14 protein-coding genes are annotated in these 17,777 nt (G+C 70.3%); 6 read left to right on the top strand and 8 right to left on the bottom strand.

Annotated features, from left to right (window positions below):
• The first annotated feature begins 557 nt into the window (after positions 1 to 557).
• Positions 558 to 1,097 carry a DoxX family protein gene (locus OG963_RS37595; RefSeq protein WP_256223575.1) on the top strand — a complete coding sequence of 180 codons (540 nt, stop codon included), beginning with the start codon at positions 558 to 560 and terminating at the stop codon, positions 1,095 to 1,097.
• A gap of 428 nt (positions 1,098 to 1,525) precedes the next feature.
• Here the strand turns inward: OG963_RS37595 and OG963_RS37590 are convergent, their stop codons facing one another.
• Entirely contained in the window at positions 1,526 to 2,431 is a 906-nt protein-coding gene (locus OG963_RS37590) for a class I SAM-dependent methyltransferase (RefSeq protein WP_093778435.1), read from the bottom strand.
• A gap of 135 nt (positions 2,432 to 2,566) precedes the next feature.
• Here OG963_RS37590 and OG963_RS37585 point away from each other — a divergent pair, with 135 nt between their 5' ends.
• Complete coding sequence (locus OG963_RS37585) at positions 2,567 to 2,785, top strand: hypothetical protein (RefSeq protein ID WP_093929735.1); 219 nt, start codon at positions 2,567 to 2,569, stop codon at positions 2,783 to 2,785.
• Here the strand turns inward: OG963_RS37585 and OG963_RS37580 are convergent.
• From OG963_RS37580 to OG963_RS37555, 6 genes are read right to left on the bottom strand one after another with little or no spacing between them, the layout of a single operon-like run.
• On the bottom strand, positions 2,772 to 4,226 hold the full coding sequence (locus tag OG963_RS37580; RefSeq protein WP_371799899.1) for an arabinose isomerase: 1,455 nt from the start codon (positions 4,224 to 4,226) through the stop codon (positions 2,772 to 2,774). The two genes, OG963_RS37585 and OG963_RS37580, sit on opposite strands and share 14 nt — an antisense overlap.
• Positions 4,226 to 4,552: an L-rhamnose mutarotase gene (locus tag OG963_RS37575; RefSeq protein WP_093778431.1), complete on the bottom strand. Its 327-nt coding sequence runs from the start codon at positions 4,550 to 4,552 to the stop codon at positions 4,226 to 4,228. Before OG963_RS37575 ends, OG963_RS37580 begins: the two co-directional genes overlap by 1 nt.
• A gap of 16 nt (positions 4,553 to 4,568) precedes the next feature.
• Positions 4,569 to 5,657, bottom strand: coding sequence for a rhamnose ABC transporter substrate-binding protein (gene rhaS / locus OG963_RS37570; protein WP_093929734.1), 1,089 nt, complete (start codon positions 5,655 to 5,657; stop codon positions 4,569 to 4,571).
• 46 nt (positions 5,658 to 5,703) lie between these two features.
• Entirely contained in the window at positions 5,704 to 6,690 is a 987-nt protein-coding gene (locus OG963_RS37565; protein ID WP_030925687.1) for an ABC transporter permease, read from the bottom strand.
• The gene (locus OG963_RS37560; protein ID WP_218133113.1) at positions 6,687 to 7,763 is read right to left on the bottom strand and encodes an ABC transporter permease; all 1,077 of its coding nucleotides are present in this window, start codon (positions 7,761 to 7,763) and stop codon (positions 6,687 to 6,689) included. Before OG963_RS37560 ends, OG963_RS37565 begins: the two co-directional genes overlap by 4 nt.
• Before the next feature lie 31 nt (positions 7,764 to 7,794).
• Positions 7,795 to 9,324 carry a sugar ABC transporter ATP-binding protein gene (locus OG963_RS37555; RefSeq protein ID WP_030925692.1) on the bottom strand — a complete coding sequence of 510 codons (1,530 nt, stop codon included), beginning with the start codon at positions 9,322 to 9,324 and terminating at the stop codon, positions 7,795 to 7,797.
• A gap of 211 nt (positions 9,325 to 9,535) precedes the next feature.
• Between OG963_RS37555 and rhaI the strand changes: the two genes are divergently transcribed.
• The 4 genes from rhaI to OG963_RS37535 all read left to right on the top strand — a co-directional run bounded on the left by rhaI (position 9,536) and on the right by OG963_RS37535 (position 16,675).
• Entirely contained in the window at positions 9,536 to 10,705 is a 1,170-nt protein-coding gene (rhaI, locus tag OG963_RS37550) for an L-rhamnose isomerase (RefSeq protein ID WP_030925695.1), read from the top strand.
• A 241-nt stretch (positions 10,706 to 10,946) separates the two neighbouring features.
• Entirely contained in the window at positions 10,947 to 12,992 is a 2,046-nt protein-coding gene (locus OG963_RS37545; protein WP_093778423.1) for a bifunctional aldolase/short-chain dehydrogenase, read from the top strand.
• Positions 12,993 to 13,217: 225 nt separating this feature from the next.
• Positions 13,218 to 14,684 (top strand): rhamnulokinase family protein, encoded by a 1,467-nt coding sequence (locus OG963_RS37540; protein ID WP_093778532.1) that lies wholly within the window; start codon positions 13,218 to 13,220, stop codon positions 14,682 to 14,684.
• Between the two features lie 323 nt (positions 14,685 to 15,007).
• Positions 15,008 to 16,675: a carbohydrate binding domain-containing protein gene (locus tag OG963_RS37535; protein ID WP_371799898.1), complete on the top strand. Its 1,668-nt coding sequence runs from the start codon at positions 15,008 to 15,010 to the stop codon at positions 16,673 to 16,675.
• A gap of 166 nt (positions 16,676 to 16,841) precedes the next feature.
• Here OG963_RS37535 and OG963_RS37530 read toward each other — a convergent pair whose 3' ends face one another.
• Positions 16,842 to 17,678, bottom strand: coding sequence for an SDR family oxidoreductase (locus OG963_RS37530; RefSeq protein ID WP_093778419.1), 837 nt, complete (start codon positions 17,676 to 17,678; stop codon positions 16,842 to 16,844).
• Between the last annotated feature and the right edge of the window lie 99 nt (positions 17,679 to 17,777).

Below are 17,777 nucleotides of genomic sequence, written 5' to 3'. Positions count from 1 at the left end.
GGAACCACCTGTCATGTCGTCGGAATCACCAGAGTTATACGCGAACTGAAGCCACACGCCGGGCGGGGTGGGGAAAACTTCCACCGTATCGGCATGAAGAACGCACCAGTTGCGTCCCGCCTGGTCGCCCTCACCGGCCGGCCCGGCCTGGTGAACGGCCGGGCATCGGCTCGCCGCTCGGTCCCGTGCGCGCCGAGGGTCCGATGTGCGTCGGCGGAGAAACCGGGCGCGCCGAGCCCCTCGTGCCGGTCCGCACCCGCCCCCGGGCCGGGCATCCGAACCGGCTCGGCACAGGAGGCGAAAGGGCGTAATGATGGAAGACAACAAGCCGATGTCACTCAGTTCGTAAAGACAACGACCGGCGGCCTGACCGGACTGACGCGAGGACGCCGACGGTGGTCCTGCTGTCTTCCTGCTCCGGCTGCGTCGCGGTCCGCCACACATGGCAGTGCCCTTGAAGGCGCCATGGTGACCAGACAACCGCCCTGCTGAGTCCTCGGTGGTCGGTCGGCACCTCCGCGGGACCTCGGAGCAGAGAAGAGCCCCCGGTGAAGTACATCCCTGAACAACTTCGCGCCTCCCCCGAGCCCGCCTCCGCCGCGGCACGGCCCGCAGTGTCCGCCGCCGACTGCGCGCTGCTTCTCATCAGGGTGACGATCGGCCTGCTCATGGCAGGGCACGGCGCCCAGAAGCTCTTCGGCCTGTTCGGTGGCGACGGCCTCACCGCCACGGGTGCGTGGCTCGCCTCGACGGGATACCGCCCCGGGAAGGTCTACGCCGTCATCGGTGGCGGATCCGAGCTCCTCGGCGGCCTCGGACTGGCTCTGGGACTGTTCACGCCACTGGCAGCGGCTGCCGTGATCGGTGTGATGATCAACGCCATGGCGACCGTTACGGCGGCACACGGTTTGTGGGACCAGGACGGTGGCATGGAGTACAACCTGTGCATAACGGTCGTCGCACTCGGCATCGCGGCCATCGGCCCCGGGCGGCTCGCCCTGGACCGCCCCTTCCGCTGGGGGAAGGGCGGCTGGCGCGAAGCTGCCTTCGCTCTGTGCCTCGGCGGCGTGGTGGCCGCGATCGTGCTGAGCCTCTGAGGTGGTCCCGTGTCTGCCGGACGCCGCTCGTGCCGAAGTGTGTCGGCACCCCCGAGTCGACGCAGCGGACCCGCTCCGCCCCGCCCGGATGGCGACGTCGGCTTCGTCGGCGCCCCGCACGGCGTCCGGAGCGACGGCGAGCAGTGTTCTGCTCGCCGTCGCTCTGCGTGGCCGGCCGGCGCCGGTGCGCCGTGTCCCGCCCGACGTGATCGAAAGGGCCTCGACAGCCGCATCGGCCCCGGCCAGGAACTCTCGTCCGGATCGGGCGGTCGAGGGCTACCGCGCGATGGACGAGTGCCCTGCTGTCACGGCTCCGCTTCACCCCGACGCGGCAGCGTGCGCAAGGCATCGGCGCGGAGCGCCCTTGTCATCGACGAGGAGTACGGCGGCCGCGTCGGACGCGGGCATCGACTGGCCGGCGTGCTGCCCTACGTATGGCCGCCCCCGGAGTCATCCCGGCGCCGCTGTTCCTGATCGGCGCACGCCGAGGAGGAAGGCATGGCCTCCTGGGGTCTCCATCCCCAGGCCGTGATCATTCCGGGCGACAGCGCGGCGCAGTCGGGTGAGTCGAGGTACCGGATCGCCGCGTCGACCGTCGCGTCGTCCACCAGTCCGGTGGCCAGGATCGCCTCCCTCGCCCGGTCCCAGCTGCGGGCCCAGAAGCGGCTGATGGGGCTCCCGGGGACCAGGGGCGGTACGTGGATCTCGGCGGCGACGGACTCGAGCCCCGCGGTGCGGAACAGATGTGGATACTCGGGGACCCACGAGACGTCGGTGCCGATGGTGTCCCGCAACCCTTGCCACATGGCCTGCATGACCCGGGTGTACGGCGTCGCGGGCGCAGTCGCGGTGGTCAGGTCGACGGCGTCGCTGAGGACCAGCACCCCGCCTGGAGCCAGGAGTTCGCCCAGCCCGGCGATCAGGCGCTGCCGTGAAGGCAGGTGCATCAGGAGGAATCGGGCGTGGACCAGCTGGAACCGGCCGGGGTCGAACCCCGGGGCGTCGATGTCCGCCTCAAGGACACCGAGCCCGGGCAAGGGGTGGGCGGTGAGGAAACGTACGTCGCGGTCGACGGCGAGCACGGTCGCGACGCCCGCCTCGTACAACAGCCGCCGGGCGACGGTGCCGGTGCCGGCTCCCACGTCGAGGCAGTTCCAGCCCGGCCCGACCCCCAGGCTCCGCAGACGGGCCATCGTGACGTCGTCGTACACGAGCGCGCCGAGGTCGATACGGTCGTCCTCCCCCGGCTGCTCGGGACGGAACACCGCCTCACCGTAGTGGCCTGTTGAGGACAGTCCCGGCCGCACCCCGCCGGGCCGGGCGTGTGCGCACATGTGTCATCCACCGCCTCTGTGCCTCAGCGGGCATCGTGCGGGCGGCGTGGTGCCCCTGGGGTGACGGTCACCGCCCGCGGCGCGTACTTCTCCATTATGGGTGGAGTGCTCGGCGCCTTCCTGGCGTGACCGCGGGTGACGTCACGCCGCGCCCGCCACGCGCCCCGGGTGCGGCCGGGCTCGCCGAACCACGTCCTGCTCATGCTCGGCGTCCTGTGGCGCGTCAACCCCGGCCGCGACGGTGATGCCCGCGCGGACCGCCTCATCGATCCTGTCGTCGACGACCCGCGCCACGTCCTGGCAGCCCACCAGGTGGCTCGCCAACCGGCCCGCGAGGGTGTCATCGGCCGGTGACTTCCACCAGCTCCAGGCCGACGAGGTCCGCCAGCGCCCGAAGTTCGGGCAGCAGCCGGCCGGTGGCCAGTGCCCAGTGGTGGCCGACTCCACTCGCGCTCCAGGCGTCCGTCCACTCCCCCGGGTCGGTTCCGAAGTCCACCCGCGAGGTGGTGTTGCCGATCTGGAGCAGCGGACCTCCGACGACCTCGCCCTCGGAGGCGATCAGCCGGTAGCGGCCGTCGCGGGACTGGCCGAGTCCGACGAGGGTGACCGGGCCGTGCCTGACGTCGAACTCGACCGAGACGCCCCAGCCGCGCTTGCCGTGGTAGACGCCCAGGCCCCGCAGCAGCGGTTTCCGTTCGCTGATGGCGAGGTGTCCCGGGCCGTCGTGGCCCATCTCCACCACGCCGTCCCGGAAGTTGAGTGCCTGCAGTTCGGTGAACGAACCGCCCGCCCCCAGCCGGTCCGCGACCAGCATGGCGAGCGAGGTGCGCAGTTCGTACTCGCCGCACGTGGGCACGCCGCGCGCGGTCAGCAGGGAGGAGCCGAGGATCATGCCCGCCCCCAGCCGCTCGTGGGTCTCGCCGTCGAGGCCGCGGTGGTAGTACGCCAGGGAGTCCAGGTCGAAGTCCTCGACGAGCCGGTCGAGTCCGACGGACACCCGCGCGGCCCAGACCAGGTCGCCCTGGTCAACGGATTCGGCCAGCTCGAACACCTCGCCGACCTCGGCGAGTTTGGCCTCGACCTCTTCGTCCCCGGCCTTCTCGACCCGCACCCGCAGGTCGTCGAACTCCAGGACCTCGACGTGGCCGCCCAGGTTGCCGGCGACCATGGTCAGGTCGGTGGACACGTCGTACATGCCCGGGTAGAGGTGACCCATCAGCCCGTGCCGCCCGTGCCGCAGCACCGACCGTACGCCCGCGGTCCGGATCCACCGGCCGATGCGCTGCCAGGCACGCTCGTCCTCCAGGTGGCCCGAGACGGAGCGGAAGGGAACTCCCGCGCGTTCGAAGGCACCGGCCATTTCGGGAAGCGGGCAGGCACCGCAGTAGGCGAGCCACGCGCCCGTGTCGAAGGACGCGTGGTCCATGGCCTCCGTGGGCTGGAGGTTGATGAGGAGTACGGGGGCGCCGCTGCGCTGGGCGATGGGCACCAGCATCGTGGCGGTCATATAGGTGGTGAGGAACCCGACGATCAGGTCGCAGCCCTCGGCCCGGAGCTTCTCGGCCGCGACGGCGCCCTCCTGGGCGTCGGAGATGAAGCCCACGTCCACGACGTCCGCGTCGAACTCCCGCATCCGCTCGGTGACGCGGTCGGCGGAGCGCCGCAGTTGCGGGAGGAGGTCGGGGAACTGGGGCCAGTAGGCGCCGAGTCCGCCCGCGACGAGCCCGATCTTCGGCCTGCGTGCGGTGGCGGGAGTCCTTGCGGTCACGGTCGGTCCCTTCCTGTGCCGGGTCATCACGGTCGATCGAGGTGGAAGATTTCGGTGAGCGGCTTCATCGCCTCGTCCGGCTTGGCGCCGTCCAGGGCTTCGAAGAAGCCCGCCATGTCGGCCTGCCAGCGGGTGTTGACGTCCGTGGCGGCCATTGCGGCCTGCGCTGCCGCGAAGTCCTCGGTCTCCAGGTAGCCGACCAGCAGGCCGTCCTCCCGGAGAAAGAGCGAGTAGTTGTGCCAACCGGCGGCGGAGAGCGCCGCGAGCATCTCGGGCCATACGGCCGCGTGACGCTCGCGGTACTCCTCGAGCCGCTCCTGCCGGACCTTCAGCAGAAAGCAGACGCGCTGCATCGGACGCTCCCGGAACTCAGAAGTCGAAGTCGTCGATGTTGTTCTTGTCGAAGACGGTCGGCGGGCCGAGGATGACCTCGCCGTCCTTGCCGACGGTGTACTCGCCGAGGTCACCCGCCTTGAACTTCTCGCCCTCCGCACCGGTGATCTGGCCCGAGGCGAGAGCGGCGGCCGCGTACGAGCCGAGGTAGCCGAGCTTCTTGGGGTCCCACAGGGAGAACTGCTCGACCGTGCCGTCCTTGACGTACTTGCGCATCTGGTTCGGCGTGCCCAGGCCGTTGATGACGACCTTGCCCTTGTAGCTGGAGTCGCTGATGTAACGGGCGGCGGCGGCGATGCCGACGGTGGTGGGCGAGATGATCCCCTTCAGCTTCGGGTAGGCCTTGAGCAGGCCCTGGGTCTCCTGGAAGGACTTCTGGTCGTCGTCGTCCCCGTAGGCGACCTTGACCAGCTTCATGTCCTTGTACTCGGGCTTCTTCAGCTCGTCCTTCATGAACCCGATCCAGGTGTTCTGGTTCGTCGCGTTCTGCGTGGCCGAGAGGATCGCGATCTCGCCCTTGTGGTCGAGTTGCTCGGCGAGGTGCTGGACCTGACTGCGGCCGATCTCCTCGGAACTGGCCTGGTTGATGAACAGCTGGCGGCAGTCCTTGGCGGTGTCGGAGTCGTAGGCGACGACCTTGATGTCCTGCTTCATCGCCTGCTTGAGCGGGCCGCACACCGCGTTGGGGTCGTTGGCGGCGATGAGGATCGCGTCCTGGCGCTGCTGGATGAGGGTGTTGATGTACGAGACCTGCGAGGAGGCCTTGGCGTCGGAAGGGCCGACCTCCTTGCCCGAGCCGCCGAACTCCTTGACCGCGCCGATCCCCGCGTCGTCGACGATCTTCTCGTACGGGTTGTTGATCTGCTTCGGCAGAAAGGCGATCTTGAGGCCCTTCTTCAGCGGTGCATCGGGGTCGGCCTTGGCGCTGCTCGCCGCCTCCTTGGCATCGTTCTTGGTGTCGTTCTTGGTGGTGCCCGAGCAGCCGGCCAGCGTGACGGCGAGGACGCAGGCCGCAGCTGTGGCGGTGAGGGTGGCACGGCGGCGCGTGCGGGAGTGCGCAGACATGGTGACGTCCCTTTCGGAGGGCGGGAGTTGAGGGTGGGAAGGGGAGCTAGGCGGAGGCGGTCGCGGCGCGCCGGTGGCGGCGCTCGGAGACGGCGGCGACGACCCGCGGGGTGAGGACGGAGGCCACCAGCAGCAGGCCGGTGACGATCACCTGGATCTCGTTGGACACGTCGTTGAGGGTGAGGAGGTTGTTCAGCAGCCCGATCAGCAGCACACCGGCGACCGCGCCGCCGAGGGTGCCCCGCCCGCCGTCGAAGTCGACCCCGCCGAGCAGCACCGAGGCGATGACCACCAGTTCGAGTCCGACCCCGTTGTCGGCGCGGGCGCTGCCGTACCGCAGGGTGAAGACGATTCCGGCGAAGGAGGCCACGAAGCCCGCGAGGACGAACAGCACCAGTTTGATGCGCTTGACCCGGATGCCCGCGAAGTAGGCCGCGTCCTCCTGCGCGCCGATCGCGTACAGGGACCTCCCGAAGGCCGTGCAGTGCAGGACGACGGCGGTGATGACGGCCAGGACGCCGAACAGGGCGACGGGGTACGGGATGAAGGTGCCCGGCACGGTACGGGTGTAGGTGGCCCACTGGGAGTACGTCTCGGGGAAGTCGGCGACCGCCTTGTCACCGAGAACGACGGAGGCCAGGCCCCGGTAGAGAGTGAGCGTGCCGATGGTGACGGCGAGCGAGGGCAGCCCGACGCGGGTGACGAGCCACCCGTTGAGGAGGCCGCCGAGCGCGCCGACGAGCAGGCACAGGGGCACGATCGTCTCGAAGGCCCAGCCGGCCTCCCACAGCGAGCCGGCGAGCGCGCTGGAGAGTCCGAGCATGGAGGCCACGGAGAGATCGACCTGTCCCGCGACGACCAGCAGGGTCATCGGCAGGGCGATGAGGGCGATTTCGGCGGTGTCGTCGAGGGCGGCGGAGAGGTTGGCGGTGTCCGCGAATCCTTCCGTCGTACCGGATCCGGCGAGGAAGACGGCGATCAGGAGTACGCCGACGACGGTGTCCCAGCGCAGGTATTTGACGAGGGTGTTCATCGCCGGCTCCTCTTCCTCAGCGCGCTGGTGGTGCGCAGGTTCACGATGCGGTCGGTGGTGATGGCCGCGAGCAGCAGCACACCGGTGATGGCCTGCTGCCAGAAGGAGTCCACCTTCAGGACGACGAGGGCGCTGCCCATCGTGGTGAGCAGCAGCGCGCCGAGCGCCGCGCCCCAGACCGTGCCGACGCCGCCGGTGATGGCGATGCCGCCGACGACGACCGAGCTGACGACGGTGAGCTCCCAGCCGTTCGCGGCGTCGGCGACGACCGTGCCGAAGCGGGCGAGCCACAGCGCCCCGGCAAGGCCGGCGACGGCGCCGGAGAAGGCGTACGCGGCGAGCACGCGGCGGCGGATGGGGATGCCGGCCAGGCGGGCGGCCTCGGGGTTGGACCCGATCGCGTACAGTTCCCGGCCGCTGCGGTAGGTCCGCAGGTAGTAGGCGGTGCCGACCAGGACGGCGGTGGAGATCAGCGGCAGGTACGGGATGCCGATGACACTGCCGCTGCCGAGGCCGAGCACGTCGTCAGGGACGTCGGCGGCGTTGATCTGCTCGCCGTGCGCCCAGGCGTGGTCGATGCCCTGGATGACGTAGAGCATGCCGAGGGTGACGACCAGCGCGGGCACCCGGCCGAAACTGACCAGCAGGCCGCTGACCAGGCCGCACAGGACTCCGAGTCCGATGCCGAGCAGGACGACGGTCAGCGCGCTGTGGTCCGTCCCCGAGACGAAGCTGCCGCAGGCGAAGGCGGTGAGCCCGACGACGGAACCGACGGACAGGTCGATGTTGCGGGTGATGACGACGACGGACTGGCCGACGGCGAGCAGCACGAGGATCGAGGAGTTGAGGAGCAGATCCTTGATGCCCTGGTCGTCCAGGAAGGACGGGTTGGATATCCAGGTGCCGAGGATCAGCACCACGAGGGCGCCGCCGATGCTCAACTCACGGGCACGGAAGACCAGGTCCATGAGCGAGCGCGCGGATCGCCGGTCCGCCTCCGGCGCGGCCGGCGGAGATTCGAGGGTGGCCGTCACGCCGCTGTCCTTCCGTGTGTGTCGTGCGAGCCGCCACATCGGCGGCGGCCGCTGAGACCTGGCTCGACTGTCATGCCGCCTTCTCCTTGCCGGTGAGGCGACCCGTGGCGGCGGCCATGACCGTCTCCTCGGTGGCCTCTTCACGGGGGATCTCCGCCACCAGTCGGCCCTCGTGCATGACGAGCACGCGGTCGGCCATGCCGAGCACCTCGGGAAGGTCGGAGGAGACCATCAGCACGGCGAGCCCTTCGGCGGCGAGCGAGGACAGCAGCCGGTGGACCTCGGCCTTGGTGCCGACGTCGATGCCGCGCGTGGGTTCGTCGACGATGAGCACGGACGGGTCGGTGGCCAGCCACTTGGCGAGCACGACCTTCTGCTGGTTGCCGCCGGACAGCACCCCGACCGTGTCGGAGAGCCGGTTGTACTTGAGCTGGAGCTTCACCGCCCAGTCGGTGGCCCGCCCGCGCTCCAGGGTGCGGCGCACCATCCCGCCGCTGCCCAGGCTGCCGAGCCCGGTGAGGCCGATGTTGCGCTCGATGGACATCTCCATCACGAGCCCGCGCTGGCGCCGGTCCTCCGGTACGAGCGCAACTCCGGCGTCCATGGCGGCAGTCGGCGAACCTGCGCGCAGCGGAGTGCCGTTCACGTGCACCTCGCCCGCGTCCGCCTTGTCCACGCCGAAGACGGCCTGGACGACTTCGGAGCGGCCGGCGCCGACCAGTCCGGCGAGCGCCACGATCTCGCCACGTCGCACCTCGAACGACACGTCCCGGAAGACGCCTTCGCGGGTGAGCCGCCGCACCGACAGGGCGGTCTCGCCGACGGTCGTGGCCTGCTTGGGGTAGAGCTCGTCGAGGTCCCGGCCGACCATGCGGCGTACGAGGTCGTCCTCGGTGAGGCCGTCCAGCGGCTCGGAGGCGACCCATCGGCCGTCGCGCAGCGTCGTCACGCGCTGGCAGAGCCCGAATATCTCCTCGAGGCGGTGCGAGATGAACAGGACGGCGGCGCCGGAGGCGCGCAGCGTCCTGACGACCGAGAAGAGGCGCGCCGTCTCGCTGCCGGTGAGGGCGGCGGTGGGCTCGTCCATGATCAGGACGCGGGCGTCGAAGGAGAGCGCCTTGGCGATCTCGACGATCTGCTGGTCGGCGATGGACAGTCCACGGGCGAGCCGTTCGGGGTCGAGGTCGACGCCGAGCCGGGTCATCAGGGCGGCGGTCGCCTCGCGTACGGCCCGGCGGTCGATCCGGCCGAGTGAGGCGCGCGGCTGACGGCCCATGAAGATGTTCTCGGCGATCGACAGGTCGGGGAAGAGCGTGGGTTCCTGGTAGATGACGGCGATGCCGGCATTGCGGGCGTCGGCCGGGCCGTTGAAGACGACCGGCTTCCCGTCGAGCAGCACCTGGCCGGAGTCCGGCCGGTGCACCCCGGCCAGCGTCTTGATGAGCGTGGACTTGCCCGCGCCGTTCTCCCCCGCGAGCGCGTGGACCTCGCCCGGCAGCAGTTGCAGGGAGACGTCCTGCAGCGCCCGCACGGCACCGAAGGACTTGGATACGTCCGTCAGGGCCAGGACGGGGGCCGGGCCCGTGTCGGGCTGGTTCATGGATGCTCCGTGGAAGGTACGCCCCGAAGGCGCCGTGAAAGGTTTCAACTAAGTTTCACGGAAGCTAGACGCGCAACACCCACGCCGTCAATGGGTCAACCCATGAAACCTCTGAACCGACTCAATCCCTTGACATGCCTGCTGGGTGGTCATAGCTTCACCCTCGATGAAACGATTCACATATCTGCTCGGCCCCCGGGAGCGCTGATCCATGACTGCCGTATCCGCCGTGAAGGCGGCCCTCAAGACCCAGGCCATCGAGACGCCGTCATGGGCGTACGGCAATTCCGGCACGCGCTTCAAGGTGTTCGCGCAGCCCGGCGTGCCGCGCACCCCACGGGAGAAGCTGGACGACGCGGCGCGCGTCCACCAGCACACCGGAGTTGCCCCGACCGTCGCCCTGCACATCCCGTGGGACAAGGTCGAGGGCTCCGACGGTTACGCGGACCTCGCCACGTACGCGCAGGAGCTCGGACTCCGGCTCGGCGCCATCAACTCCAACGTCTTCCAGGACGACGACTACAAGCTGGGCTCGGTCACCAACCCCGACCCTGCCGTCCGCCGAAAGGCCCTCGGGCACCTGCTGGAGTGCGTCGACATCATGGATGCGACCGGCTCGCGCGACCTCAAGCTGTGGTTCTCCGACGGCACCAACTACCCCGGCCAGGACGACATCCGGGCCCGTCAGGACCGGCTGGCCGAGGCCCTGGCCGCAGTGCACGAGCGGCTGGGCGAGAACCAGCGGATGCTGCTGGAGTACAAGTTCTTCGAGCCTGCCTTCTACGCGACCGACGTCCCCGACTGGGGCACCGCGTACGCGCACTGCCTGAAGCTGGGCCCCAAGGCACAGGTCGTGGTGGACACCGGCCATCACGCGCCCGGCACCAACATCGAGTTCATCGTCGCGCTGCTGCTGCGCGAAGGGAGGCTCGGTGCGTTCGACTTCAACTCCCGGTTCTACGCGGACGACGACCTGATGGTCGGCGCGGCCGACCCCTTCCAGCTCTTCCGCATCATGTACGAGGTGATCCGCGGCGGCGGCTTCACACCCGACGTGGCCTTCATGCTCGACCAGTGCCACAACATCGAGGCGAAGATTCCGGCCATCATCCGCTCCGTGATGAACGTCCAGGAGGCGACGGCGAAGGCGCTGCTCGTGGACGGCGAGGCGCTCGGCGCTGCGCAGCGCTCCGGGGACGTGCTGACCGCCAACGCCGTCCTGATGGACGCGTACAACACGGACGTACGGCCACTGCTGGCCGAGGTGCGCGAGGAACTGGGCCTCGACCCGGACCCGATCGCGGCGTACCGACGTTCCGGCTGGGCGGAGAAGATCGTCGCCGAGCGGATCGGCGGTACGCAGGCGGGCTGGGGGGCGTAAGGCCTCCCGCGGGAACACGGAGGGGCGGCGTGCGTGGCCACCACGGTGGAGTGGGGTCGAGCACGACGCCCGCAGCCGGTTCGGCACCGCCGGCCGCCCGTTGTCGCGTCGGGAAGCGGGCGCCGCGGCGGGACCACGATCTCCCGCGGCGGTTTGCGTCCCACGCGGGGCAAGCCCTGCGACGTGAGCCCACCGCACCCCGTCGGCAGGAAGCCATGACGAAACTCGAAGGAAGCAAGTGATGACAAACGCACCTCACGAGCGCGTGGCGGAGCTGCTCGCTCGGTCCCACCGACTGGGCGCGGACGCCCGCAACACCAACTACGCGGGCGGAAACACCTCCGCGAAGGGCACCGCCACCGACCCCGTGACCGGCGGCGACATCGAGCTGATGTGGGTCAAGGGTTCGGGCGGCGACCTGGGCACGCTCAAGGCCGACGGGCTCGCCGCACTGCGGCTGGACCGGCTGCGCGCGCTGACCGGGGTGTACCCGGGCGTGGACCGCGAGGACGAGATGGTCGCGGCGTTCGACTACTGCCTGCACGGGAAGGGGGGCGCCGCGCCGTCCATCGACACCGCGATGCACGGCCTCGTCGAGGCCGCCCACGTCGACCATCTCCATCCCGACTCCGGCATCGCGCTCGCATGCGCCGCCGACGGCGAGGCACTGACCAAGGAGTGCTTCGGCAACCAGGTCGTGTGGGTGCCGTGGCGCCGCCCCGGCTTCCAGCTCGGCCTGGACATCGCGGCCGTCAAGGCTGCCCACCCCGAGGCCATCGGCTGCGTCCTCGGCGGCCACGGCATCACCGCCTGGGGCGGGTCGTCCGAGGAGTGCGAGCGCAACTCCCTGCACATCATCCGCACCGCCGGGGCGTTCCTCGCCGATCGTGGCAGGGCGGAACCCTTCGGGCCGGTACTCGACGGGTACGGGGCGCCGGCCGAGGACGAGCGCCGGGCCCGCGCCGCCGCGCTCGCCCCCGTCGTCCGTGGTCTGGCCTCCACCGACCTCCCGCAGGTGGGCCACTTCACCGACTCCGATGTCGTACTGGACTTCCTGGCGCGCGCCGAGCACCCGCGGCTCGCCGCACTCGGCACCTCCTGCCCCGACCACTTCCTGCGGACGAAGGTCCGTCCGCTGGTCCTCGACCTGCCGGCCGGTGTCCCGCTGGAGGAGGCGGTCGCACGGCTGACGGAGCTGCACGCCGCCTATCGCGAGGACTACCGCGCGTACTACGAGCGGCACGCCGACGCCGGCTCCCCCGCCATGCGCGGCGCGGACCCGGCCATCGTCCTCGTCCCGGGCGTCGGCATGTTCAGTTTCGGCAAGGACAAGCAGACCGCACGCGTGGCAGGCGAGTTCTACGTCAACGCTATCAACGTGATGCGCGGGGCCGAGGCCGTCTCCTCCTACGCACCCATCGAGGAGTCCGAGAAGTTCCGCATCGAGTACTGGGAGCTGGAGGAGGCCAAGCTCCGCCGGATGCCGCCGTCCAAGCCCCTGGCGACCCGGGTCGCGCTCGTGACGGGGGCCGGCTCCGGCATCGGCAAGGCCATCGCGCACCGGCTGGCCGCCGAGGGCGCGTGCGTGGTGGTCGCCGACGTCGACGCGGACAGCGCCACTGTGGTGGCCGATGAGCTGGGCGGCCCCGACAAGGCGGTCGCCGTGACCGTGGACGTCACCTCCGAGGAGCAGATCGTCGCCGCCTTCGCCGCCGCGTCGCTCGCCTTCGGCGGCGTCGACCTGGTGGTCAACAACGCGGGGATCTCCATCTCCAAGCCGCTGCTGGAGACCACGGCGGAGGACTGGGACCTCCAGCACGACATCATGGCCCGCGGGTCCTTCCTCGTCTCCCGTGAGGCGGCGCGGGTGATGACTGCGCAGGGCATCGGCGGCGACATCGTCTACATCGCCTCCAAGAACGGCGTGTTCGCGGGCCCGAACAACATCGCGTACGGAGCGACCAAGGCCGACCAGGCCCACCAGGTCCGGCTGCTGGCAGCCGAACTGGGCGAGCACGGCATCCGGGTCAACGGCATCAACCCTGACGGGGTGGTGCGCGGTTCCGGTATCTTCGCCGGCGGCTGGGGGGCGAAGCGGGCGGCCGTGTACGGCGTGGAGGAGGAGAAGCTGGGCGAGTTCTACGCCCGGCGGACCCTGCTGAAGAGGGAGGTGCTCCCTGTGCATGTCGCCAACGCGGTGTTCGCTCTGACCGGCGGGGACTTGAGTCATACGACGGGGCTCCATGTGCCGGTCGACGCGGGGGTCGCGGCGGCGTTCCTGCGGTAGCGCCCGTGTGCGGGGCGGGCGTCCTGCCGCGCCGCCGCCCTGCACCGCGGCGCGCCGCCGGGCACCGCCCGCGCCGCCCGCGGAGAGCCGTTCCGCCCTGGTGCGGGCAGGCACGGCGCCGCACCACAGCTCGTACGAACCCTCACGAAGGACTGACAAGACGTGGCACCGACCGATCCCCGCCCCTTCGCAGCCGTCGACCTGGGCGCGTCCAGCGGCCGCGTGATGGTGGGCCGGGTGGCCGCCGGAACGCTCGATCTGACGGAAGTGCACCGCTTCCCCAACACTCCCGTACGGGTCGGCTCGACCCTGCACTGGGACATCCTCGCCCTGTACCGCGGCGTGCTCGAAGGTCTGCAGGCCGCAGGCCGGTTCGCGGGCGGGCCCCCGGCGAGCGTGGGGATCGATTCCTGGGCCGTGGACTACGGCCTTCTCGACGCGGACGGCGCGCTCATCGGCAACCCCGTGCACTACCGGGACGGCCGTACGGGGAGCGCCATCGCGAAGGTCGCCGGGACGCTGCAGCCCACCGCTCTGTACGCGGCCACCGGGCTGCAGCACCTCCCCTTCAACACCGTCTATCAGCTGGTCGCCGCCCAGGGCACACCCGCACTGGCCGCGGCCCGCAGGCTGCTGATGATCCCGGACCTCGTCTCGTACTGGCTGACGGGCGAGGTCGGCACCGAGCTGACCAACGCCTCCACCACCCAGCTGATCGACCCACGCGCCCGCGACTGGTCCCGGCCCGTCGCCGACACCCTCGGAATCGACCTCTCGCTCTTCGCGCCCCTGCGCCGGCCCGGCGACCGGGCAGGGCAGTTGTTGCCGGAGGTACTGGCCGAGACGGGGCTCGGGGGACCCGTGCCCGTGACCGCCGTCGGGTCGCACGACACCGCGTCCGCCGTGGTGGGCGTACCCGCACGCGGTGACCGCTTCGCGTACATCGCCACCGGCACGTGGTCGCTGGCCGGGCTCGAACTGGATGCGCCCGTCCTCACCGAGGACAGTCGCCGCGCCAACTTCACCAACGAGCTGGGCGTGGACGGCACCGTCCGCTACCTGCGCAACATCATGGGTCTGTGGCTGCTCCAGGAATGCCTGCGCGCCTGGGAGTCGCAGGGCCGGACCTACGAGTTGGACGAACTGCTGCGCCGCGCCGCCGAGTCCGCCCCCCTTCGCTCGGTCGTGGACGCGGGCGATCCGGAGTTCATCGCACCGGGCCGGATGCCGGAGCGGATCTCCGAGGCCTGCCGCCGCACCGGCCAGCCCGTGCCACGCGACGCGGCCGAGACCACCCGCTGCGTGCTGGACTCACTGGCCCTGGCCCACCGCCGCGCGCTCATGGACGCCCAGCGGCTTTCCGGCCGTACGGTCGACGCCGTGCACATCGTCGGCGGCGGCGCCCGCAACGAGCTGCTGTGCCGGCTGACGGCGGACGCGTGCGGGCTGCCCGTGGTGGCGGGCCCGGCCGAGGCCGCGGCGCTCGGCAACGTCCTGGTGCAGGCCCGTACCGCGGGCGCGGTGGCAGGTGACCTGTCCGACCTGCGCCGACTGCTGTGCGAGACACAGGAACTGCGGCGCCATGAGCCCATGGGTGATCGCAGAGCCTGGGAGCGTGCGGAGGCCCGCATCGCGGACGGCCGGGAGTCCCACCGGCACAGCGAGGGTGAGGACGAACAGCCCCGCGGCTGACGTCCTTCGTCGCCTGACCTCACGAGCCACTCCGCGCCTCGAACATCCAACGACCCTGTCTGGTAGTCGACTTGATGTCCGCTCAGCGCCGGTCCCAGCGCAACGGCGCCGAGTGGATCAGGTCCGCACGATGAACAGGAAAGTTTCCTAATCAAACTATTGACAAGCGATTTGCCACTTCGGGAAGCTGTCGACCCAGCCCGACATGCGCTTCCCCGGCCCGTCCCCCGCGGGCCGGGAGGCCATTTTCGCTCGTGTCACCGGCGTCGGTGTCGACGCTGTCGCGGTTCGCGTTTGTCCCTCGTCCCCACAACGGAGGTCCCGTGCGCACTCGATCACGCCTGCTCGCTCTGGCAGGTGCAGTCCTGCTCGGTACAGCAGCCACCCTGACCGTTCCCGGCACAGCATCCGCGGCGAACCTGGTCAACAACTCCGGCTTCGAATCCGCAACCCTGTCGGGCTGGTCGTGCAGCGGCGGCCTCGCTTCCGTGGTGTCCAGCCCGGTGCACAGCGGCAGCAAGGCGCTGGCGGGGGCCGCCGGGGACAGCGACAACGCCAAGTGCACCCAGACCGTCGCCGTGCAGCCCAACACGACGTACACGCTGTCCGGTTGGGTACGTGGCAGCTACGTCTACCTCGGTGTGACCGGCGGCAGCTCCACCTGGACCACGTCGACGTCCGGCTACACCCAGCTCTCGCTCTCCTTCACCACCGGCGCGTCCCAGACCAGCGCCGAGATCTACCTCAACGGCTGGTACGGCCAGGGCACTTACTATGCCGACGACATCACCCTGGACGGACCGGGAGGCAGCGTCGACACCCAGGCACCCACCGCGCCCAGCGACCTCCGGTCCACCGGCAAGACCTCCTCCAGCGCCACTCTTTCCTGGACCGCCGCCACCGACGACATCGGCGTCACGGGATACGACATCTACCAGGGCAGCACCAAGGTCAGCAGCGTCACCGGAACCGGCGCCACCGTGAGCGGCCTGGCCGCGAGCACGACGTACTCGTTCACCGTCAAGGCGCGCGATGCGGCCGGCAACGTCTCGGCCGCGTCCGACGCGGTGAGCGTCACCACCAGTTCCGGGAGCAGCGGCGGGACGGGCTTCAAGCAGGCCGCCCCCTACCTCTACCTCGGCTGGGGCAACCCGCCGGCCCCGAGCACGGTGATGAACGCCACCGGAGTCAAATGGTTCACCATGGCCTTCATCCTGTCCTCCGGTGGCTGCAATCCGGCCTGGGACGGCCAGCGCGCGCTGACCGGCGGTGTCGACCAGTCGGCCATCGCCGCCATCCGGGCGGCCGGCGGTGACGTCGTCCCGTCCTTCGGCGGCTGGCAGGGCAACAAGCTCGGCCCGAACTGCTCCACCCCGGCGGCGCTGGCCGGCGCCTACCAGAAGGTGATAGACGCGTACGGGCTCAAGGCGATCGACATCGACATCGAGAACACGGACGAATTCGAGAACACCGTCGTGCAGGACCGTATTCTCGGCGCTCTGAAGATCGTCAAGCAGAACAACCCGGGTCTGAAGACCATCGTCACCTTCGGCACCACGACCACCGGACCGAACAGCTACGGCAACCGTCTCATCGACCAGGCCAAGGCCCTGGGCGCGGACATCGACGTCTTCACCATCATGCCCTTCGACTTCGGCAACGCATCCACCGACATGTACGCCAGTACCGTCAGCGCGACCGAGGGCCTCAAGGTCAAGCTGAAGTCCGCCTTCGGCTGGGACGACGCCACCGCCTACGCCCACATCGGCATCTCCGGCATGAACGGCGTCAGCGACAACCAGGAGACCACCACCGTCCAGAACTGGACCGACATCCGCAACTGGGCCAACTCGCACCACATCGCACGCCTCGCCTTCTGGTCCGTCAACCGCGACCACGGCTGCCCCGGCGGCGGCCTCCAGGAGACCTGCTCGGGCATCGCCCAGAGCGACTGGCAGTTCACCTCCATCACCGCCGGCTTCACCGGCTGACCGGGTGACCAACAGCCGGTGGGGCACCCGGACTTCGGGTGCCCCACCGGCACGTCGGTCGACAGGTCCGTCGTCGGTCGGCGCCCTTGCGGCGGGCTCCGCCACATCTCCGCGCGGCCCGGGCGGTCGCTTCACCACTCCGCATCGAGCCCGCCGGTGTCGGCGGCTACGTGCTGCTCCGCGGCTCCGTACGCGCCAGAACGTCGCCCACGGCGTCCGTGGGCATGCCGGAGCCGGCCCGGCCGGCCGCTCGTACCCTCGTGCCGCCGTCGACGAGCAGGTCCGTGCCGGTGACCCAGTCCGCCTCATCGGAGACCAGCCACAGCACCGCGCGCGCCACGTCCTCCGGTTCGCCGATCCGGGCCAGCGGCAGGCTCCGGGCGATCCGCTCCTCGGCCCGCTCCCACACGAATCGCGCCATCTCGGTCCGCACCAGGCCAGGCGAGACAGCGTTCACCCGCACACCGGGCGCCAGCTCACCAGCGAGCTGGCGGGTCAGGTGGAGCAGGGCCGCCTTGCTCGTGCCGTACGCGCCGACCTGCGGCCCCACGCCGTAGGTGCCCTCGGTGCAGATGTTGACGACTGCTCCGCCGTGCTCGCGCATCCATGCCCGCCAGGCGAGCTGGATCAGGCGCAGCGGCGCCTCCACGTTCACGGCGAAAGCGTCACGCCAGACCTCGGGCTCGGCCTCCATCAGCGGGCCGAACGGGGCATTGGTCCCGGCGTTGTTGACGAGGATGTCGAGCCGTCCGAACTCCCGCACCACGAGATCCGTGCACGCTGCCAGGTGCGCGGGATCCGCGACCGAGCCGGCGCGGCCGACCGCCCTGACGCCGGTGGCGGAGAGCCGGTCCACGGCCACGTCCACTCCCGCGGGGTCGCGAGCGGTGATGCAGACCATCGCTCCCGCCTCGCCCAGGGCCTGCGCCGTGGCGAGGCCGATGCCCCGGGAGGCCCCGGTGACCAGAGCCGCCCTTCCGTCGAGTGCCGGTGATGAGGTCATCTCCGTACCGTCTCATGACGGACCGTCAAAAAGGCGTGTACGTAGACGAGGATCGTTCACTCACCGGACCACCGTGCACAGCTGACGGAACGTCGATTC

Origin of the sequence: Streptomyces sp. NBC_01707, assembly GCF_041438805.1 — a bacterium.
Classification (GTDB): domain Bacteria; phylum Actinomycetota; class Actinomycetes; order Streptomycetales; family Streptomycetaceae; genus Streptomyces.
Note: the sequence above shows the minus strand (reverse complement) of the source record. Positions and strands in the feature narration are given on the sequence as shown.